Raw genomic sequence first — 20689 nt, forward strand, 5'->3', positions numbered from 1 at the left:
CACTTGAAACGATATGCCCCAAGTAATTCAAGCGTCTTAGCATCGCGGTTATGAAACCTTTAGCCTACCCAATATAAATCCTTTAGTTAATAGGTATGCTTGGCTCACCGCAAAAGTTATACTGACTTTCTGACTTAGGAGCACAGATATAACCATGGATAAATTTCATACCCTGACCCAATTACTTGATAATGCAGGCTGCCAATACAACATTTTTGATCTCGGCCGCCGTGTGAATGAAATTGATGTTTCACAATTTAAAGCTGTCGAAGAAAATCGCCAGCCTTATCCATGGCCATTACAGCAACATGCGCATTTAGCTATTTCTTTTTGGCAACCTCAACATACACCGTGGATCTGGTTTCTTCGATTACCACTCGATGAGCGTGGCTTATTAAAACAAGCAGCTGTTGGTGATTTTATTAAGTATGTGATTGAAGCGATGGGCGCAACACTTAATAGCGAGCCGACTGAAGAAGAGCAAGAAAAGCTAGCGGCTAACCCTTATACGTTTAAACCCACCGATGACAAGATGGCTATTTTTCACGCCCAGATCCGTCATCAATTGGATTTACCAGCAAGCCAATATTACGAACATGCTCAGCAATATTTATCCGGTAAATTAGATTGGCAACAGTGGCAAGGTGTTGGTTTACAAGGCATTGCCGATATTTGTGCGCGGATGAAGCAAGAAAATAATGCTACTTTTATCCGTAAAGCAATTACAAACCTTCCAATGACACCACTTTATGCCCTGCTTGGCTGCTTAGAGCACTGTTCATTACCCGATCCTTTAAGTACTCGTATCAGTGAACATTTAAGTGCTGAAATCAATAGCCAAGATCCGGATCTATTTTTAGTTTCAGCGTTGATCCGTGCAATATCTGGCAGTGATAGCAAAATCTTAAACCCTGCTCTTGAAAGTATTTTAGCCCAACCTGAATTGTGTCATCGTGAAGTGTTAATCGCTATTGCTGGTCGATGCTGGTCGGGGCTATTAACAACAGACAACGCTGCAAGATTTTTATTACGCCTTGCTGAAACAAACGATCAAGCACTGTTCAATCAATTATTTGCAGATTTAGTTATGCTTCCTGTATTACGCGGCACCATGCTTCAAGTATTACATGGTCAAGCTGAACCTGCTTTAGTCGCCGCGATTGAGAAATTACAGCAACATGCTCGTGGGCAATAAGAGAATAGGAATAAAAATTTGGACAATTTATTCGGAATACTACTTATCGCGATCATCGGTTTTTTATTTTGGCAGCAAAGACGACAAACAGAGCTAGCGCAATATTTTATAGAGCAACGCTGTAAAAATATGGGACTGCAATTACTGAGCTTTGCGAGAGGAACACATAAAATCAAAGATCATCGTGGAGAATGGGGATGGCGTACTATCTTTGTCTTTGAGTTCTCTGCCGACGGGCATGATGCCTATCAAGGTTATTTAGAAATGAAGCGACTTAGAGCAAGCCATTTTTATATTCCCCCTCATCGTCTTCCTGAGGGTGAAGAGTATTAATTTTTTATAGTGATAAAAAGAACGGGCGCAACTTTCGTTGCGCCCTATGGCTTTACATGCAGCATTCCCGCTACTATGGTGCTCCTTGCCATCAATCCTTGATATACTTAAATCCCCAGTGTAGCTCCAAACTCTATCCTAGAGTTGCTCTTCGGTAGTTCCTTGACCCATCAATATTCCAATATTGACTCTCTCTTCCGTCCTGGAGGTGTCCTTTACTTCATCCTAAAGCTGTTCCTGACTTCATCAATGAAGATTAATCCCTACTCAATCCTAGAGTGTTCCACTTACTCCATCCTAGAGCGCTATCCCTAAACTTCATCCTGAAGTGTTCCATGTCATCCAGACCAGTAAATATCCTATTTACCTCACTACATCCTGTAGTTTTCCCTGCACAATCCTTGTTAGATAGCTCCGCTATCTATCCTCATCCTGAGGTAGCTAATCCTTAGCTGTTCCGTTTCCTAATGCCGTTCCCTTTCGACAAGGTAGATATTACTAGATTAGTAATCATGAACAACACATATATAGATTATGAAAAATAAAGACTCTTTATTAAATCGCCAACCGCCAATCTAACTAATTGATCTTAAATAACAATCTATTTCCAATTACTATTTTTACGATTAAAAAAAAGAATTAATCCCACAGTGATGTAAGAGATCTCTTACAAAGTGAATAGATAAAAAGCGATAAAGCATAAAAATAAAGACAAAATAGAGAGAAGAGAGGCGTTGAATGTGAGATTAACGCATTAAAAGAAGTATAAAAAAGAGATATGAAAAGTTAGAAAGGCATAAAAAAGAGCGGGCGCGACTTTCGTCGCGCCCTTAGGTCTTACTTGCAGCATTCCCGCTACTATAGTGCTCCCTGCCTCATTCCTTTGACTGCCGATTCCTTCAGCATTGTCCTTGCGCTTCGTCCTGAAGTTGTTCCTTTGGTTATCCTAACCCGTCACCACATCCTGTTATGACTCTCTTCTCCTTCCTGGAGGTGTCCTTTACTTCGTCCTGAAGTGTTCCTTTTGTCATCCTGACTGGTAAACATCCTGCTTACCGAACTCTATCCTAGAGTGTTCCCTTCACAGTCCTTGTTTGATAAACCATCCTAGCTTATCAACCTCTCATCCTGAGACCACTACATCCTGTAGTATATTCCTGTTCCGTTCCGTCAGTTCCTTCCGACACCATTAATATTACGCCAATCACCTTAATAAACACAGACACCGAAATACATTTATTTTCTATTAAAAATAAACCAAACAGTCACAAAAAAATAAGGTAATAATAATCATGCACTTAACAGAATAAGGAAGACATCAAACACTGCTTAAACGACAGATATCCTACGCCTTTGTAAGAGATCTCGCACAACGAAACAAGAGATTAACGACATAAAAACTGAAATATTCTTTTATATTTAATCTTTTTACGCATAAATCGACATATACGTTACGCTATAAAAACAACTTTCAGTATAAATAGGAGGAAAAGGAACAAAGATATTTTCCTTTAAACAAAAAGAGAGGGCGTGACTTTCGCCACGCCCTTAGGTCTTACTTGCAGCATTCCCGCTACTATAGTGCTCCCTGCCTCATTCCTTTGACTGCCGATTCCTTCAGCATTGTCCTTGCGCTTCATCCTGAAGTTGTTCCTTTGGTTATCCTAACCCGTCACCACATCCTGTTATGACTCTCTTCTCCTTCCTGGAGGTGTCCTTTACTTCGTCCTGAAGTGTTCCTTTTGTCATCCTGACTGGTAAACATCCTGCTTACCGAACTCTATCCTAGAGTGTTCCCTTCACAGTCCTTGTTTGATAAACCATCCTAGCCTATCAACCTCTCATCCTGAGACCACTACATCCTGTAGTATATTCCTGTTCCGTTCCGTCAGTTCCTTCCGACACCAATAAGATTACGCGATTTGCTTTTTTAAACAATAAAGCGCTAGCAATTATTTATAAAACATTTTTTGATAAAATAAACATCAATAAATAAGGTATTTAAAATCAATAAGATAAAAAGTTAAGTAACGATAAGTATTATGTTTGTAGGATTGTTTTCTCACGCTGTTGTAAGCGATCTCTCACAACAGGAATAGTAAAAAAGACAGTTTGAATACACTATACTTTGCTTAATATCTCGGTCATGATTATGAGGAAGCGATGATGGAACAATTTCAGCACAATTTATCTCATTTATTCAGCCAATTAGGACTTAATAATTCAGATGAGTTTATACAATCATTTATCATCCAACATCAGCTAGCCCAACATCAGAATATTGCTGAAGCACCTTTTTTCTCAGTTATACAACGTCGATTTATAAAGGAATGCCAAGAACAAGATGCTGACTGGTGCGAAGTGATTGATCAACTTGATGCTTTACTGAGAAAGTAAATGCGTTGTTATATGTAGGATACTTAAAACAATGTCGACAATTACCCAAGAATTAGAAAACGCAATTAGTTCTTTAATCTCAGAGGGAAAAGAGCCTTCTGTTGCATTAATAAAGTCACGATTAGCGAGCCCTCTACCGATCCCGGTTATTATCAAAGCGCTTCAAGCATGGAAAAAAAATGCCAAAGTGCCAACGATTGAAAAGCAAACCAAAGCGCTCACCGCTGATGAACGCATCACTCAACTCGAACAACAAATCATCACACTTTCAACTCGCTTAGCTAAATTAGAAGCTCAGCAATAATAACAAGGCTCCTTTGATCAAATCAGGAGCCTTTTATATTATTGATAGTTCCACGATAGGTTTGAAACTAATCGACATTTATCGCACTTGAAATGAAATAAACCATGTAAAGGATCCTCTACACGCCAATCATTATCACATTTAGGACATGTTCGGTTTATTTCACTCTCGAGACTTTCTCCACCCACACGATAGAGGTAGTAATAAGTAGGGATCTGGGTTGTTGATTCGATCTGTTCACGTAATTTCTCACCACGAGAAAATAGTTCACTATCAACCTCACCAATTTCATCTAGTGCCACTTTTATTGCAGGTTGGCTCTTATTTGCCATCTGAATTTCATCAAAGGCTTGCCATTCTGTTTGCCATTTAACCAGTGCTTTATAATCACCATCAAGATGGGCGCCTGTCTGATAGAGTGGGATCGGCAATAATGAATCACCACTACGTAACGGCGAACATGTATGTACATAAGTTGTATAAAGCACTTGCCATGATGGCTTACTCTGCTCAGCTGCCGCTTCTGAGTTTAAATCAACACCTAACACTTTTATTTTTGGTGTCAGTAAACAAGCATCACTCAACTTTTCAATGCAACGTGTCACTTGTTCACTATTGTACTTGGGATGCAGACTGTCTTTTTCAGGGCATACGGCACGTACACGAAAAATCCCATCATCAATCGTAATCGGAAACTCACGTCCTAGCACTTGACCGTTATAACGTAAATCATCCATTAATCCATTAATGGCACGATCCACACGTGATAGCGTTGTATTATCAAAACACTCAAACTGTAACTCTACAACGTACACTATTTATTCCTCTATTATTACGGGGGTTAACTGAGTTAAGAACTCTTCAACATTAACCGCTAACACTTCACGAATATCTTTACCTAGCGTTTCTCGTAAGACATTCCCCGTTAAATTACAGATAGAGATCACTTCAAACTCAGCTTCTAATGCGGCAATAAAGACGGTTGGCTTTAGCTTTAAACGGCGTTGTGTCACTAAGTGGCCTAAAATATTTTGTTGTAAACGATCTATATCATCTTCATTAAAAGCTTGTAGTAAATCCAACTCAATATCACCAAATTTTGCCTGCATATCACCACTAAACTGTGAGCAGTAAAACGCATGAATATCGTCATGCAATGTCAGTTCAATGCCTTTTTCAACCCCATCTAAACGCCCCATTGGGGTTCTTAGTTCAGGTTTCCATGTCACAGCATCGCCAGAGTCATGAACAACGCAAGGTGAATCTAAGCCAACAAGATCCTGACTTTCTGGAAAACCGCGATCTGCATCACACCATGCTTGCAAATAACGAGAAGAAAAATCAGATAAAGCACAGGTAACTGGATGATTCATTCGCAACCTCATTAAAGATTCAGTAAACTTTAGACTTGAAAACCGTTTTTACGGACTATCAATTCTAATCCAAGAGTGTCATAGACAGTATGAGTAAATATAAAGACGCTAAAGAATTAGCTGGTTTAACCCTTGGTAAAACCACAGAGTATAAAGATCAGTACGACCCATCGCTACTACAAGCAGTGCCAAGAAGCCTAAACCGTACTGATCTCAATATTAGTGATGATGCACTCCCTTTCACTGGCTATGATATTTGGACGTTGTACGAATTGTCATGGTTAAATAGCAAAGGTCTACCACAAGTTGCCATTGGTGAAGTACGTCTACCAGCTTCAAGTCCAAACTTGATTGAATCTAAATCTTTCAAGCTTTACCTTAATAGCTTTAATCAAACACGATTTGAAAGTTGGCAAGGTATCGCAGACACACTGCAGATTGATCTGTCACGTTGTGCAGGTGCTGATGTTGATGTCACGATTCAACCGTTAGAAGATTTTAGCGAACAACCTATCGTGAACTTCTTTGGTACTTGTATTGATGATCAAGATATCGAAATTGAGGATTATGACTTCAACCCTGCACTACTTGAAAATGGTGTCGAGGAGGAAGAAGTAGAAGAAATCCTACATAGCCATTTATTAAAATCAAACTGTCTGATCACCAACCAGCCTGATTGGGGCAGTGTTCGTATTGCTTATAAAGGCAAACGTATTAATCGTGAAAAATTGCTACGTTATGTCGTTTCGTTCCGTAATCACAATGAATTCCATGAGCAATGTGTTGAGCGTATTTTCAGTGATATTATGAAATACTGTAAACCCGAGTTATTGACGGTATATGCACGTTATACACGCCGTGGTGGCTTAGATATTAACCCTTATCGTACCAATATGGGTAAATCACCTAGCGACAACTTCCGTCTCGCTCGCCAGTAATTAGACTCTGTTAGCGAAATCAACATTAAGTCCAGCAAAAAACCTGTCTTTGCTGGACTTGATGCCTTAAGCCAGTAAAATCAACCCTATTCTTTTTTTGTTGTATTGGGATGATATGTTTTTTCGCCGTTTGCTTTGCACTGCTCTCTTTGTGTTCTCAATTTCTTTCAGCCTGCAAGCAAAAACCTACACCGTCCCGATGCTTTCTGAAGCTAACAGCTTGCTACTTAGTCAGCCTGAGCGAGCACTTTCTATCACCCAAAAATACCTTAGCCAACGTCGCTTAAGTAAACCTCAAGACCCAGCTAGAGTGCATATCAATGAAGAAAGTGATCATACTATCCGAACACCATTAAATACGGTGAATGCTCTGCAAATTCAAGCTAAAGCGCTCTCGATTTTACAACGTTCAGAACAAGCTATTGGTGTTATCAAAAAAGCTGAAAAAATCGCAACTGAACATCACCTTATTTATCCTTTATATGAAAGCCAGTTATTGCTAGCTACATTCTATTGGGAAAACCTTCGCAATAGCACGACTGCATTAAAAATGCTCGATAATATTGATACTGAAAGTCGTAAAGCTCCCTCACTCAAGCTAACGAAGCAACTTCAAGTCCTTAAATATCGTTCATTAATGTTACGTGCCAACATTGAATCAAGTATTGGTGCTGATGAAAAAGCAGAAAAACTGTATATCAAAGCCAAAGGTTATTTAGTGGCATTAGATGATCAAGACGAGCTCATTAATTACCAATTGAAACTGGGGCAACATTATTTAAAGCATCACCACTATGATATGGCACTCGATCGTCTACTTAGTGGTTATTGGCTAGCGGTAGAAACGGATGATCAAGGACAAATAGCCCAAGCTAACTATTATTTAGCTGAATTATTTGATGAACGAAAAGTGTTTGATAAAGCACTCGATCATGCCACCCAAGCGGGGGAGTTTTTCGAGCGCTATAAGCGCAGTCAGCAACTAGCTAAGACATTAACATTAATTGCTTCTATTTATGAACAACAAGGGCGTTATAACTTAGCGCTGGTTCACTATTTCAACGCGCTAGATCAAGAAAACCAACTTGACCACGATGTTCGCTCCGCACGGTTACGTCTAAATATTGCTCGCGTGTATTTGCATTTATACAACTACACCAAAGCAGAAGCTTATATCGTACAGGCACGTAACTTAGCGCTACAAACCGGTAATGAAAACATTGTAGCTGAAAGCCAAATATTACAAGGTCAATTAGAGCTTGCTGAAAACAAACTCGATGATGCGGTAACCTCTCTTCAAGCAGGTTTAATTTCAGCCAGTCGTATTGGCGCGGTCAAATTACAACTCCTGGGTGAATCCATTCTTTCTGAGGCCTTTGAAAAACAAAATGATTACTACAACGCGTTATTAAGTCAGCGCCGCTATGAACAGTTATATGCTGGCCAACAAGAAAGTATTGCAAGAAGTAATGTTGAAGTATTTAAACAACAACAAAAAATGATGGAACGCTCGCTTAAGCTTGAAGAGATGGAGCGTGAACAATTTGAAAGTGAAAAAGCCTTATATAAACAGCAAAAAATTACCATGGTTTTAATTGGGGTTTTAGCCTTTATGCTTCTGCTATTACTTCGCCGCCAACATCTGAATAAACAACTTAAGCAACAACTAGCGCAACTGCGAACGGATTATTATACCCATCCCCGTAGTGGTCTACGTAATTTACGGATGCTCAATGCACGTTTAGCAAATTCACTTCAGCAAAGTAGTGCTAACTTTGAGCAGTGGCACTTAGGTGAAATCATCAATGAACCGCTAAGTGACCGATTACGCTTTGCGTTATTTGAAGTCTCTTGTTTAAAGCGAATTTACTTAGAGCAAGGCTATAAGCAAGGCTTAGATGCCGAAAAGGCCTTTGGTTTGTATTTACAAGAACAAGTGTTAGAACCGGCGAGGATCTATCACTTCTCCGATGCCATGTTCTTATATATAGAGCCGAACGCACGGTTAAGTTGCGATCCTAAACAATTAGCTGATTCATTACAGCAACTTGTTGATAACTATGCGCTTAAAAACAATCTCAATAATGATATTCAAATCGGTATGGCAGAGTACCCATTCTTGCCCCGCGCTTATACGGCGATTAATGATCAAGAGCTTATTGATATCTTATTGATGGCAGTCAATGCGGGAGTGAAAATGAATGACAGCGAACCGGGTAGCCATTGGGTACATTTATGCGCTATCGATGCCGCACCGGCAGCCAGCTTTGTCTGTGGTGACATTCGTCGATCTTGCATTGAAGGCATTGATAAAGGGCTGGTGAAAGTACGAAGCTCATCCAAATCCGATATTATCTGGAATAATGATCACAGTACTGACATAAATGTAAGTTAAGTTACTCAAGCTTTTTTTTTTAATGTCGAAAATAGTTGAGATACGTGTAAATTTAAGGGATTGAGGTAATAAACGCTCAATGAAGAAGATAGATATTAATGCTAATGATGAATACGTAATCCTGTGACAGATATTAATTCGGTTGTTTCTGAAGTGAGTAACTTGAAGCAACGCTTAGATCAAGCTCAACTTTCTTATCGTGATGCCTCTTTAAAGTCACGCCGTGAAATCGTGATCTTAAAACGCCTCATCACACGATTAGTTATCGCTTGTAAAGGAATAAATTCTGAACTCGATGAGCGTTTAGAAAGTATTCGTCACGAGTTAGAACAACCGACAGATATCAGTAAACTTATCCCTCGCTTAGCTGTTATTGAACGTTTAGTTAATCAACAAGCTGATATTGTTCATAAACAGAATCTACGTTTAAATCAAAAAATTCATCAAGCGGGAGAAACGCTTTCTCGCCACCGTGATTTACCTGTTCAGTTACGACGTGATCTACGCGCCGTACTGAACCATGACTCAGGTGTTTTACTCGACAACCATCGCCGTATTTTACGTTTGTTAGAACTTTATGAGCGAACGATAAAACTAGGTTCTGCGACCAAAGTTACCCATCCAGCAGACGTTGTAGAAAAGTCGACGCATCATCTAGAGCTAGTTGCCGAGTTACAACATCTTATTACTGAAATAGATTTTAACGGTGAGCATGGTAATCAGCTGATTGAGATCAAATCTCAACTTAACAACGAGCTTGATACTCAACAACTGACAAAAATTCAGTTCCAAGTATTGCGTTTGATATTAGATGCCACGTTGTATGAACGCCAAGCTTCACAAAGCTTTCTTAATAATATTAATAGTGACTTAGCCGAACTGCACAAAGATACCCATCAAACAGCAGACAAATCGCACATATTACATCAACACAGAAGCGAGTTGGATAACGAATTATCACAGGTTACCCAACAACTAAAAATAAGCTTATCTGATAACGCCAACCTTGAAGATAAACGTCCAACGCTTCATGCTGCTGCAAACGAGATAGACAGCATTGTTGAAAGAAATATCGCACTTCAAGAACGAGAGCGAGCACTGATTGAGCAACAGCAACATAACGAAAAACAAATTCAACAGTTGATCCAACAAACCCATAATTATCGTCAACGTCTGCATGATCAAGAACAAAGCATGCTACGAGACTCATTAACTCTAGCCTATAACCGTAATGCATTTATGGATCGTATTGAGCATGAATATCACAACTGGAAACGTTATGAATATGCACTACCTGTTGCGCTTATTGATGTTGATAGTTTCGGTGAGATCAACAATAAATTTGGTCACCTTGCTGGTGATAAAGCATTAAAAATTATCGCTAAAAAAATTCAACAATGTTTATCTGACACGGATTATTTAGCACGTTTTAGCAGCGATGAATTTATGCTTATCATGCCAGATTGTGATGAACAAACTCGCAATAAAAAGCTTGCTAATATTCGAGAGGCTATCAGCCAACTCCCCTTCCGATTTAAAGACCAAAACCTGTCTATTTCGGTCTCTATCGGCGCGACCTTATTTGAAGGCAATGATGACCATCATGTTGTTATCGAGCGAACCGTAAAAGCATTAGCAAGCGCAAAAAGTGCTGGCACTAATCGCTTAATTTGGATCTCTTAAAACGCTAAGCAAACACTTTTGCTTAAATGCCTTTCTTAAAACGTAATATGATAGTGAAAACAGACGTCTGATTTTTTTTATTAACATCTAGTCAAATGCATATTCACTGTGTATGGTAATAAAAACAAACACTATTTTAGTGCTTCCTCCAAACACCTTCTATCGTAGATACCTGATGGGGGAATAACCTCAAAATCATCAACATACTCTGCTTGATTTTCGCATATAGCAAGAACCAAACTGAGCTTTCATTGTTTCCAGGGAGGTTACTATGATCACACATATCAGTCCTGTTGGGGCTATGTCCCTGCTTTCCCAAATAGAAGTTGATAGCTTAAAAGCAACCGCTTCCAGTGACTTATACCGCCTATATCGTAACTGTTCACTGGCAGTACTGAATTCCGGTAGCCATACCGATAACTCAAAAGAGCTATTAGAAAAAAACAAAGATTTTGATATCAACCTAAAACGTCGCGAACGTGGTATCAAGTTAGAGTTGGTCAACCCACCTGAGCATGCGTTTGTAGATGGAAAGATCATTACGGGTATTCAAGAGCATATGTTCTCAGTATTGCGCGATATTATTTATGTCGATATGCATGTTGCTCGCCGTAACGATATAGATCTTAGTAGTGCACCGCACATCACTGATTTTGTCTTTAGCTTATTGCGTAATGCTCGTACCCTTCATGCTGGTGAAGATCCCAATATTGTTGTTTGCTGGGGCGGTCACTCTATCAACCCTACTGAATACCAATACACCCGTGAAGTGGGTAATGAACTTGGTCTTCGTGAGCTCAATGTATGTACCGGTTGTGGGCCTGGCGCAATGGAAGGGCCAATGAAAGGGGCTGCTATCGGTCATGCGAAGCAACGTTATGGCAGCAGTCGTTTTATAGGGTTAACGGAACCCTCAATTATTGCCGCAGAGCCACCAAACCCAATCGTTAATGAATTAGTCATTCTGCCTGATATTGAGAAGCGCCTAGAAGCTTTTGTTCGCGTTGGACACGGTATTATTATTTTCCCGGGCGGCGCTGGTACTGCGGAAGAATTGCTCTATATTCTAGGGGTGCTGATGCAGCCTGAAAATGCCGAACAACCGATGCCGGTAGTATTAACAGGGCCGAAAGAAAGTGAAGATTACTTCCGTACGCTTGATGATTTTATTCAGAATACTTTAGGCGAAGAAGCAACCAAGCATTATCAGATCATCATTGACGATCCTGAACAAGTCGCAAAAGTTATGAAAACCGCCATGACCAAGGTTAAAGAACATCGTCGAGAAATCGGAGATGCTTACTGCTTTAATTGGTCACTCAAGATCCCTGCAGAATTTCAGATGCCTTTTGCCCCCACTCATGAAGCAATGGCAAATTTGGATCTGCATATGGATCAACCCGTTGATAAACTGGCAGCCAACCTTCGCCGTGCTTTCTCTGGCATTGTCGCAGGTAACGTCAAAGAAGAAGGTATTCATGAAATTGAACGCCATGGCCGCTTCAAAATTGATGGTGATAAATATTTAATGGATCGGATGGATAAGCTGTTACAGGATTTCGTTAAACAGCAACGAATGAAGTTACCCGGCAGCAAATATGAGCCTTGTTATGAAATTATAACAGCCGATAAAGCAACAAAATAATCACAACATCGATGATTATAATTGCGTACAATAAGGAGCTTTAGTGCTCCTTTTTATTTACAAAGAATTTGTTTATGGCTATCCACCTTGTTGTTATTGATGCTCTTAATCTCATTCGTCGTGTTCATGCGGCTCGTCCCGGTGAACCTGATGTAAAAGCGACAGCTGAGACTTGTTGTCGAGCACTGAAAAAAATCATCAAGATCAGCCAACCAACCCATATTGTGGCAGTATTCGATCATCATGGTGATGAGCGTGGCTGGCGAGCTGAGCTTCTTCCTCACTACAAAGAAGGAAGAAAACCCATGCCTGATGAGCTCATGACGGGGATGGATATTATTCAAGATGCTTTTATGGAGATAGGGATTGATTCACTGCTCTCTGATGGTGATGAAGCCGATGATCTCGTCGCCACCCTTGCGCTTAAAGTCGCCTCTCGTGGTGAGCAAGTCACCATCATTTCAACGGATAAAGGTTACTGCCAGTTATTACAACCGACACTGCGCATTCGTGATTACTTCCAAGAACGCTGGCTCGATAGTGCTTTTATTGAAAAGGAATATGGCGTAGCGCCAGATAAGCTAACGGATTATTGGGGACTTGCTGGGATAAGTTCGAGTAAGATCCCAGGTGTTGCAGGTATCGGTCCTAAAGCCGCTGTAGAGTTACTCAATCTATACCCAACGCTAGAAACTATTTTGGCAGCAAATGATCTGCCTGCTAAATGGAAAAAGAAAATTGATGGTCACCACGATGTGGCACTTGCAAGTAAAGCGGTATCAAGTTTAAAAACTGATTTAGAGTTAGGTTTTAACCTACAAGATATTCGTTATATCACACCGCAAGCCTAAGAGATTCTCGATACAAAAATGCCACTGCAATACAGTGGCATTTTTTAATTAACCTATCGCGGTTATCTCTTTCACTTAGTGTGGAGAGCGTGTATCTAGACGCTGAATGTGAACCGTAATTTCTTCGCGATCGTGGTATAAATGCTTAGCCTGTAGCTTGAACTTCACACCATTTTGAATAAGAAATACTTTCAGGTTTTCAATATCTTGAAGCACTTCATCATAACGACCTTTCATAGGTAGTTTTAAGTTAAAGATCGCTTCTTTTGCCCACGCTTTAATTAACCACTCACCCATTAAGTGAGCCACACGCGCTGGCTTTTCAATCATGTCACAAACAATCCACGTAACGTTCTTACGTGCTGGCTCAAATTTAAAACCATCAACAGCATGGTATTTAACTTGGCCTGTATCCATTAAGCTTTGTGCCATTGTACCGTTATCAATCGCGTGAACGAACATCGAGCGCTTCACCAATTGATATGTCCAACCACCAGGACAAGCACCTAAATCAACACCCCACATACCTGGCGCTAAACGCTCATCCCACTCATGGCGAGGAATAAATACGTGAAATGCTTCTTCTAATTTCAGCGTTGAGCGACTTGGCGCATCTGCTGGGAATTTTAAGCGTGGAATGCCCATAAAGAACTGTGAGTTATTCGAGCTGTAGGAATAACCTACAAAACAACAACCCGGTGCGACGAAACACACATGTAGCACAGGCTTTTTGTTGTTATCTTTCGCGTATAAAATCTCACGCTTACGCATTGCTTGACGAAGTGGCACCGTAAACTTACGACAGAATTTTAATAACTCTTTCGCTTCATTGGTATCTGGTGTTTCAACACGGAGATCACCACAACGTGGGAAGTCATCACCAATCACTTCTAAGATCGGAGAAATACGATCATCAGCCGGTAAATCCGTTAACATCTGTGATGCCGCAAACATTTGACGTGCGAAGATTAACTGTGAAAATGGTTGTAGCTGAATAAATTTATCCGCATCACCTGCTTGATAAAATTCAAATAACACATAACCTGAATTGTTTTTTACCCGAGGGAAACCAAACAATTCCAGCGTATTTGCTTTGTCTTGAACTTCACCTGCACATTCTTTTTCAAAGCCAGGACGACAATACAATAAAACATGATTCACGTTGGAACCCTCAAGCTGAACGCCAGGCTGCTACTGCAAGCATTACCCAGCCAATAATAAAACATACTCCGCCCATCGGTGTGATGGGACCAAACCACTTAATGCCTGTTAATGCCAATGCATATAAACTGCCACTAAAACAGATTATACCAAGGGTGAAAAACAGAGCGGCGTATGATACAGCTTTTGAAGACAAAAAGCGTGTCAATATTCCACAACCCAATAACGCGAATGTATGCCACGCTTGATATTGTACGCCAGTCTTAAATACATCGAGTAAATAAGGCGATAAATGCTGCTTTAAGCCGTGTGCAGCAAATGCCCCTAACCCCACCGTTAATGCACCACTCATTGCCGCGACAAAGAGCATCCAACGCGTTCGGTTTTGTAATGGTTCAGTCACCACAGCACTCCTTAATAAACCGCGCTAATCGCTCAATGGCCGTTGCTATATTGTTAGCTTCCGTAAAACCAGAGGCTTTTCGCGGTTTAAAACTATGATCACCGTCAGGAAGAAACGCAACCTCGACATTGGGAGAAAACGCCCATTGTGCTATTTCTGCTTTAGTACCAAACGTGTCTCGCTCACCTTGTAGGATCAATGTGGGTACCGTAATCGACGCCAAATGATCACCACGAAAATTTTCAGGTTTCCCCGGCGGATGAAAAGGAAAACCTAAACACACTACGCCTTTCACCTTCGCTGCGCAGTTTTCTACATCCGGGCTTTGAGCGGCAACCTCTGTTGCCATAATACTCGCCATTCTACCGCCCATTGATTTACCGCCAATGACTAACGAACTGCCTGCAAAGGTTTCGATATGACGTTGAAAATCAATCAAGAGTTTTGGTTGGCGATCAGGCGGTCGCTTTTTACCATCTTCAGCACGTTTAACCATATATGGAAAATTAAACCGTACTACCCGAATATCTTGCAGTGCTAAACCTTCAGCGACTGCCATCATAAAAGCATGATCCATTCCCGCCCCTGCACCATGAGCAAACAAAAATGTTGCTTCAGCGGTACCTGATTTAGGTTCGTTAATTATGTATTCACTGGCTAAGTTCGACATCAGGCATATCCTCTTGTTCACGACGTGCTTTGGCTAACACCCAATCTCTAAATATTTGAATTCGCCCAGTATCAGCTTGGCGCTCTTGGCAAACAAAATAGAACGCGTTTTTACTCACTAACACTTCATCAAATGGACACACCAAGCGCCCAGCTTCTAATTCTGGTTGCGCTAATACATTATTTCCCAGCGCAATTCCCTGGCCATGAGCCGCAGCTTGTAGCACCATGGTTGAGTGACTAAAAATAGGCCCTTGGTTAACGTTAACCCCTTGCACGTCATAATGACGAACATAATTCTTCCACTCTTTTCGAGAAGTATCGTGTAACAAGGTGTGTAGTTTTAAATCATCTAATGTGCGCAGCGGTTTCGCCCCTGTCAGCAGCATTGGCGAACAAACAGGCATCATGAACTCTTGATATAATTTATCGGCACGCAGGCCAGACCAATTACCTCGACCATAGTAAATCGCCACATCGACATCGTCGGTGAGCGACCCTTCATCTAAATCGACCGCCTTAATACGCACGTCAATATCAGGGTGTTGTTCATTAAAATCGGTTAAACGTGGTACCAACCATTGGATGGCAAAACTAGGAGGTAAACTAATGGTTAATGCACCTTTAGCACCTCGTTCCAAGACCTTATCAGTCGCATCAGATATCGCTGAAAAGATATCTTTTATATCGAGAAAGTAGCCCTGTCCTTCCTCTGTTAGCAATAGAGAACGATTACGACGGCGGAATAACTTTAAGCCTAGAAATTCTTCTAACGCTTTAATTTGATGACTAACTGCGGCTTGAGTAACAAATAATTCTTCAGCAGCACGAGTAAAACTCAAGTGTCTTGCTGCCGCCTCAAACACCTTTAATGAGTTGAGCGGAGGTAAACGTCTAGACATACTTTTCTCGACTATTTAATGCATTAGTTTTTTTAATCCTGAACATTATAAATTGTCCATTGTTCAACTACTAGAGAAACCCTATTATCTCTACGCAATATTGATTTAATCCTCTGTTCTTTGCCCTCTGGCTAACCAGCTTAATCAATATTGCGTGTTGTGTTTGCATATTATCCGAATCCTTTCGGACGGATGGAATAACCATCCTTTATTTCCTGTATTTTTGACTATAAAGTCAAAGCTATTTTTAGCACTGCGCCCCAACGCAGTGCTATTTTTTTATCAATATAAAGCCATCAATACTTGCTCTCTGACTTATTTATTAGCATGATCCTTCGTTCAATCTTAGCTATGTGAACAACCATGACCTCTCAATTTGATATCTCAACTATTTTGGCTCAATTCCCTGCCTTGCAACACACAGATGGTGAATTACCGCCAGTGTACCTAGACAGCGCAGCAACCGCACAAAAGCCAGCCGTGGTTATTGATACAATCACTGAGTACTATCGTGGTTATAATGCCAATGTGCATCGTGGCAGTCATAGCCTCACAGCAAATGCGACGCTGCGCTTTGAACAAGCAAGAGAAACCGTACAACACTTCATTGGCGCAGCGCACAGCAAAGAAATTATTTGGACACGTGGCGCAACAGAAGCATTAAATTTAATTGCTCAAACTTATGCCCGCGCAAATCTAACGGCAGGAGATGAAATTCTAGTCAGTGAATTAGAGCATCACGCCAATATCGTGCCATGGCAAATGATAGCGGCAGAAACCGGTGCACGCGTCATTAAAATCCCGATGCGCGATGACTGTACTTTAGATCTAGATGCGTTTTATTCGCTCCTATCGGATAAAACAAAAATCGTCGCAGTCGCCCACATTACCAATGTTACGGGTACCCGTAACCCAATTGAAGAAATCATTCACGCAGCTCACCAGCACAGCGCCATTGCTGTAATTGATGGCGCACAAGGTATTGCTCATGAAGATATCGATGTCACTGCACTTGATGCTGACTTCTATGTGTTCTCAGGCCATAAAATTTATGCCCCGGCTGGTATTGGCGTTCTTTATGGCAAGCAAGCGCTACTTGAAACAATGCCACCTTGGCACGGCGGCGGTAAAATGGTGGAAAAAGTCTCTTTTGAAGGTACAACTTTCGCTGCACTACCGGGTAAATTTGAAGCTGGCACCCCAAATGTAGCGGGATGTTTAGCGTTAGCCGCAGCAATTAATTGGCTCAAGAAACTAGATAGACAAGGCGCTGAAGTACATATTGAAAACTTGCGCCACAAAGCCATCGAAGGCATTAAAAATATTGATGGCTTACGTATTATAGGATTACAACCGAAGGCAAGTTTATTCTCTTTTGTCGTTGATGGGGTGCACCATCAAGATATTGCGACCTTGCTTGATCAGCAAAATATCGCGCTGCGTGCTGGTCACCACTGTGCACATCCCATGCTTGATGCACTAGGCTTAACAGGAACATTACGCGTATCATTAGCGCTTTATAACACCGAGCAAGATGTAGAGCGCTTTATCACTGCACTACATAAAGCTTGTGATTTACTTTAATGCGGTTATCTGGATTGAATACTATGACTGAACTTACACTTCCCCATCACCCTTTCGGCACCGACATTTCAGATACAGACATTGTGGCTCAAATGCAAAACGCTTCAGGCTGGGAAGATCGCTACCGTACTGTCATTCAGCTAGGTAAGAAACTGCCGGTAATGGCAGAAGAAGACAAAGATGAGCAGTTAAAAGTCAGTGGTTGTGAATCGCAAGTTTGGCTTCGCCACCAGCAAGTTGGCGATCACTTTTATTTTCAAGCTGATTCTGACGCGCGTATTGTTCGCGGCTTAATAACACTCGTACTTGCCGCTTATCACGGTAAAACGCGTACAGAGATCAGTGAATTTGATATTGATGGCTACTTTGATTCACTCGGTTTAATTGCCCATTTGAGTCCGTCTCGTGGCAATGGGTTAAAAGCGATTGTTGAGCAAATAAAACAACTCGCACGCTAAACAAGATTTATCAGTCCTAGAAATAGCACAGCAACAAAAAAGGCAGATCATATGATCTGCCTTTTTCATGTCACTGCCTATCGATTACTGTTTATGTTTTTCGATAAGCTTACGTAATATTTGTGATACCGCGACAAAACCAAACGTTGCAGTCACAACGGTTGCCGCGCCAAAACCACTCGCGCAATCCATACGCTTGGGCCCTTCTGCTGTCGCTTTTACTGCACACACAGAGCCGTCGGCTTGTGGGTACTTCAGTTGCTCTGTTGAAAATACGCAATCAATACCAAACTTACGTTTTGGGTTTTTAGGGAAGTTATGATGACGACGCAAGGTATCACGTAACTTCTTCGCCAATGGATCTTGGATTGTCTTGGTCAAATCAGCGATCTGAATTTGTGTTGGGTCCATTTGACCGCCAGCACCACCTGTGGTGATCACCTTAATTTTATTACTCTTACAGTATGACAGCAGTGCCGCTTTTGGCTTCATGCTATCTATTGCATCGAGCACGTAATCAAAATCTTTTGACAAGTATTCAGCTTGATTTTCAGGTGTGATTAAATCGTCAATCAAATTGACCTTACATTCAGGATTGATTAGGTGAATACGCTCAGCCATCACTTCAATTTTGCTTTTACCTACCGTCCCTGTCATGGCATGAATTTGACGATTAATATTCGTCACACACACATCATCCATATCAATCAGGGTAAGCTCACCAATACCTGAACGCGCTAACGCTTCTGCCGCCCATGAACCTACACCACCAATACCAATCACACACACGTGTGCAGCACGAAGAATGTCTACTTCGCTATTGCCGTATAAACGACGTGTGCCGCCAAAACGTTGGTTATAACTGTCGGATGCTGGGGTATCAAGTTCGCGCATAGTATTTCTTCACTGATCTGATGGATAAAGAAAGAGTGCGTTTTTATACGCACTCTTAATAGGATTGTCCAGTTGTTAGCATCACTCAAGCTTGTTGGAAATGCTTTCTAACAGTACCAAACTATGGCTTAAGCCAAGGGTCTTGTGTTGCAGTTCCTTCTAAGCCTAAACGCCATACACGACCAAAGTGCTTGTAGTGACCCGCATCAGTGCCTGCTTGCTTACCCATACCATGGTAAAGATCGAGGTGATTTTTCTTCACAGCACCACCCGTGTCTAACGCAAGTAACAGGCGTAAAACGTGTTTACCCGTCCAGTTACCTTGAGCATCAAGCTCGGGTACTTCTGCAAGCAACGCAGAGCCCATAGGAATATATTTTCGATCTGCCGCCACAGCAGCATTAGCAAGCAACGGAATCCCCGCGCTACCCTTAACATCTAACGTTTTCGTTGGTTTAAAGAAAACAAATGATGGATTTTGCTCTAATAGTTCACGTACTTCAGCATCACTATGGGTAGATACCCACTCTTGAATGGCTTTCAGTGACATTTTTTCTTTCGGCACTTCACCACGATCAATCAATACTCGACCAATACTCACATAACGGTGACCATTTTTACCGTTATAACCAAAGTATTCTAATTGATCATTGTCTTCATAATGCACAAAGCCACTACCTTGAACTTCCATCATGAAAATATCTAGCATGGATTTGCTGTAACCTAACTCCAAGCCCTTGCCTTTTAACGCACCATTGTAAATTTCAGCGCGAGATGGGCAACGACCATTACACTTAGGCATTGCATATACAGGGTAACGGAACTCTGCATTTGGTGTATGACGAAGTTCAATAACAGGTGAATAATAACCAGTAAACATTACGTTACCTTTATTATCACCACCGCCCATTTGCGCCGCTTCAATACCGTAACTAGCCAGTTTACTTGGATCACCACCCGCACTGATCCACTTTTCTAGTTGCTTGTATAACGGGCCATATTTGCGTGCCATTGATGGAGAACGTGTGACTACCATTTCAGCTTGGGGAGCAAAGGTTGTGTAATCGCGCTGCTTATCTGACTTAATGGTTGAAACACGATTTAATACATGTGGAAAATAGTTACCAAGATATTGGTGAGCTAATGGATTTTTTTGAATAGCGGTTTGTTCATTGGTTGATTGTGCATCATTATTCGATGCGCAACCAACTAAACCAAACATAATAATAGCGATTGCTGCTTTACGTAACACGATAGATAAGCCTATAAAATTTTAAAATGCGAGATACAGCTAATATGGTAGATATATGTGAATGAAGGCAATAGTAGCAAATCAATAACAATATAACGTAATAATCTTAAGTCATATTTATATCTAAATTTCATTGCAGTGCTTACATTTTCATTCAACGAATATAGATATTTATATTATTAATGATTCATCCAGTGTCATATTATTGTCACATACAAGCGATTTAATAAAATCGTCACAAAAAATAAACAA

At 40.9% G+C, this 20689-nt stretch carries 19 protein-coding genes; 11 read left to right on the forward strand and 8 right to left on the reverse strand.

The window, feature by feature from the left end; all coding sequences use genetic code 11:
* Positions 1 to 154: 154 nt before the first annotated feature.
* From C9J46_RS13880 to C9J46_RS13905, 4 genes are all read left to right on the forward strand, one after another.
* On the forward strand, positions 155 to 1195 hold the full coding sequence (locus C9J46_RS13880) for a DUF3549 family protein (RefSeq protein ID WP_199189197.1): 1041 nt from the start codon (positions 155 to 157) through the stop codon (positions 1193 to 1195).
* 18 nt (positions 1196 to 1213) lie between these two features.
* Positions 1214 to 1528 (forward strand): DUF3301 domain-containing protein, encoded by a 315-nt coding sequence (locus C9J46_RS13885; protein ID WP_107207728.1) that lies wholly within the window; start codon positions 1214 to 1216, stop codon positions 1526 to 1528.
* A gap of 2166 nt (positions 1529 to 3694) precedes the next feature.
* On the forward strand, positions 3695 to 3925 hold the full coding sequence (locus C9J46_RS13900) for a DUF2789 domain-containing protein (protein WP_005371635.1): 231 nt from the start codon (positions 3695 to 3697) through the stop codon (positions 3923 to 3925).
* 31 nt (positions 3926 to 3956) lie between these two features.
* Complete coding sequence (locus C9J46_RS13905) at positions 3957 to 4229, forward strand: hypothetical protein (protein ID WP_107291066.1); 273 nt, start codon at positions 3957 to 3959, stop codon at positions 4227 to 4229.
* 38 nt (positions 4230 to 4267) lie between these two features.
* Here C9J46_RS13905 and C9J46_RS13910 read toward each other — a convergent pair whose 3' ends face one another.
* Both C9J46_RS13910 and syd read right to left on the reverse strand, forming a co-directional pair.
* Positions 4268 to 5044 carry a Zn-ribbon-containing protein gene (locus C9J46_RS13910; RefSeq protein ID WP_107207730.1) on the reverse strand — a complete coding sequence of 259 codons (777 nt, stop codon included), beginning with the start codon at positions 5042 to 5044 and terminating at the stop codon, positions 4268 to 4270.
* Positions 5045 to 5047: 3 nt separating this feature from the next.
* Positions 5048 to 5602, reverse strand: coding sequence for a SecY-interacting protein (gene syd, locus C9J46_RS13915; protein WP_107207731.1), 555 nt, complete (start codon positions 5600 to 5602; stop codon positions 5048 to 5050).
* A gap of 89 nt (positions 5603 to 5691) precedes the next feature.
* On the opposite strand from syd, the gene queF reads away from it, so the two are divergent.
* From queF to xni, 5 genes are all read left to right on the forward strand, one after another.
* On the forward strand, positions 5692 to 6540 hold the full coding sequence (gene queF / locus C9J46_RS13920; RefSeq protein WP_107247514.1) for an NADPH-dependent 7-cyano-7-deazaguanine reductase QueF: 849 nt from the start codon (positions 5692 to 5694) through the stop codon (positions 6538 to 6540).
* A 115-nt stretch (positions 6541 to 6655) separates the two neighbouring features.
* On the forward strand, positions 6656 to 8935 hold the full coding sequence (locus tag C9J46_RS13925; RefSeq protein ID WP_107207733.1) for a tetratricopeptide repeat protein: 2280 nt from the start codon (positions 6656 to 6658) through the stop codon (positions 8933 to 8935).
* A gap of 123 nt (positions 8936 to 9058) precedes the next feature.
* Entirely contained in the window at positions 9059 to 10618 is a 1560-nt protein-coding gene (locus C9J46_RS13930; protein ID WP_107207734.1) for a GGDEF domain-containing protein, read from the forward strand.
* 271 nt (positions 10619 to 10889) lie between these two features.
* Entirely contained in the window at positions 10890 to 12263 is a 1374-nt protein-coding gene (gene ppnN, locus C9J46_RS13935) for a nucleotide 5'-monophosphate nucleosidase PpnN (RefSeq protein WP_107291067.1), read from the forward strand.
* A gap of 74 nt (positions 12264 to 12337) precedes the next feature.
* Positions 12338 to 13114: a flap endonuclease Xni gene (gene xni, locus C9J46_RS13940; RefSeq protein ID WP_107291068.1), complete on the forward strand. Its 777-nt coding sequence runs from the start codon at positions 12338 to 12340 to the stop codon at positions 13112 to 13114.
* A gap of 75 nt (positions 13115 to 13189) precedes the next feature.
* Here xni and rlmM read toward each other — a convergent pair whose 3' ends face one another.
* The 4 genes from rlmM to C9J46_RS13960 are packed head-to-tail and all read right to left on the reverse strand — an operon-like array spanning position 13190 to position 16249.
* Positions 13190 to 14275: a 23S rRNA (cytidine(2498)-2'-O)-methyltransferase RlmM gene (gene rlmM, locus C9J46_RS13945; protein ID WP_107291069.1), complete on the reverse strand. Its 1086-nt coding sequence runs from the start codon at positions 14273 to 14275 to the stop codon at positions 13190 to 13192.
* 10 nt (positions 14276 to 14285) lie between these two features.
* Positions 14286 to 14645 carry a DUF423 domain-containing protein gene (locus C9J46_RS13950; protein WP_039872794.1) on the reverse strand — a complete coding sequence of 120 codons (360 nt, stop codon included), beginning with the start codon at positions 14643 to 14645 and terminating at the stop codon, positions 14286 to 14288.
* A gap of 25 nt (positions 14646 to 14670) precedes the next feature.
* The gene (locus C9J46_RS13955; RefSeq protein WP_107247510.1) at positions 14671 to 15348 is read right to left on the reverse strand and encodes an alpha/beta family hydrolase; all 678 of its coding nucleotides are present in this window, start codon (positions 15346 to 15348) and stop codon (positions 14671 to 14673) included.
* Positions 15329 to 16249, reverse strand: a complete 921-nt coding sequence (locus C9J46_RS13960; protein WP_005371607.1) for a transcriptional regulator GcvA — start codon at positions 16247 to 16249, stop codon at positions 15329 to 15331. Before C9J46_RS13960 ends, C9J46_RS13955 begins: the two co-directional genes overlap by 20 nt.
* Before the next feature lie 363 nt (positions 16250 to 16612).
* Here C9J46_RS13960 and csdA point away from each other — a divergent pair, with 363 nt between their 5' ends.
* On the forward strand, positions 16613 to 17833 hold the full coding sequence (gene csdA, locus C9J46_RS13965; protein WP_107247509.1) for a cysteine desulfurase CsdA: 1221 nt from the start codon (positions 16613 to 16615) through the stop codon (positions 17831 to 17833).
* Positions 17834 to 17856: 23 nt separating this feature from the next.
* Positions 17857 to 18291 (forward strand): cysteine desulfurase sulfur acceptor subunit CsdE, encoded by a 435-nt coding sequence (gene csdE, locus C9J46_RS13970; RefSeq protein WP_105060883.1) that lies wholly within the window; start codon positions 17857 to 17859, stop codon positions 18289 to 18291.
* Between the two features lie 84 nt (positions 18292 to 18375).
* Here the strand turns inward: csdE and tcdA are convergent, their stop codons facing one another.
* Both tcdA and mltA read right to left on the reverse strand, forming a co-directional pair.
* On the reverse strand, positions 18376 to 19185 hold the full coding sequence (gene tcdA, locus C9J46_RS13975; RefSeq protein WP_107291070.1) for a tRNA cyclic N6-threonylcarbamoyladenosine(37) synthase TcdA: 810 nt from the start codon (positions 19183 to 19185) through the stop codon (positions 18376 to 18378).
* A 121-nt stretch (positions 19186 to 19306) separates the two neighbouring features.
* Entirely contained in the window at positions 19307 to 20437 is a 1131-nt protein-coding gene (gene mltA / locus C9J46_RS13980) for a murein transglycosylase A (protein WP_107207741.1), read from the reverse strand.
* Between the last annotated feature and the right edge of the window lie 252 nt (positions 20438 to 20689).

It is taken from the genome of Photobacterium sp. GB-36 (genome assembly GCF_003026135.1).
GTDB lineage: Bacteria > Pseudomonadota > Gammaproteobacteria > Enterobacterales > Vibrionaceae > Photobacterium.

Coding starts and splice junctions, on each gene's coding strand:
- C9J46_RS13880 (WP_199189197.1), top strand. CDS start 155: ATGGATAAATTTCATACCCTGACCCAATTACTTGATAATGCAGGCTGC.
- C9J46_RS13900 (WP_005371635.1), top strand. CDS start 3,695: ATGGAACAATTTCAGCACAATTTATCTCATTTATTCAGCCAATTAGGA.
- C9J46_RS13905 (WP_107291066.1), top strand. CDS start 3,957: ATGTCGACAATTACCCAAGAATTAGAAAACGCAATTAGTTCTTTAATC.
- syd (WP_107207731.1), bottom strand. CDS start 5,602: ATGAATCATCCAGTTACCTGTGCTTTATCTGATTTTTCTTCTCGTTAT.
- queF (WP_107247514.1), top strand. CDS start 5,692: ATGAGTAAATATAAAGACGCTAAAGAATTAGCTGGTTTAACCCTTGGT.
- C9J46_RS13925 (WP_107207733.1), top strand. CDS start 6,656: ATGTTTTTTCGCCGTTTGCTTTGCACTGCTCTCTTTGTGTTCTCAATT.
- ppnN (WP_107291067.1), top strand. CDS start 10,890: ATGATCACACATATCAGTCCTGTTGGGGCTATGTCCCTGCTTTCCCAA.
- xni (WP_107291068.1), top strand. CDS start 12,338: ATGGCTATCCACCTTGTTGTTATTGATGCTCTTAATCTCATTCGTCGT.
- C9J46_RS13950 (WP_039872794.1), bottom strand. CDS start 14,645: ATGCTCTTTGTCGCGGCAATGAGTGGTGCATTAACGGTGGGGTTAGGG.
- C9J46_RS13955 (WP_107247510.1), bottom strand. CDS start 15,348: ATGTCGAACTTAGCCAGTGAATACATAATTAACGAACCTAAATCAGGT.
- C9J46_RS13960 (WP_005371607.1), bottom strand. CDS start 16,249: ATGTCTAGACGTTTACCTCCGCTCAACTCATTAAAGGTGTTTGAGGCG.
- csdA (WP_107247509.1), top strand. CDS start 16,613: ATGACCTCTCAATTTGATATCTCAACTATTTTGGCTCAATTCCCTGCC.
- csdE (WP_105060883.1), top strand. CDS start 17,857: ATGACTGAACTTACACTTCCCCATCACCCTTTCGGCACCGACATTTCA.
- tcdA (WP_107291070.1), bottom strand. CDS start 19,185: ATGCGCGAACTTGATACCCCAGCATCCGACAGTTATAACCAACGTTTT.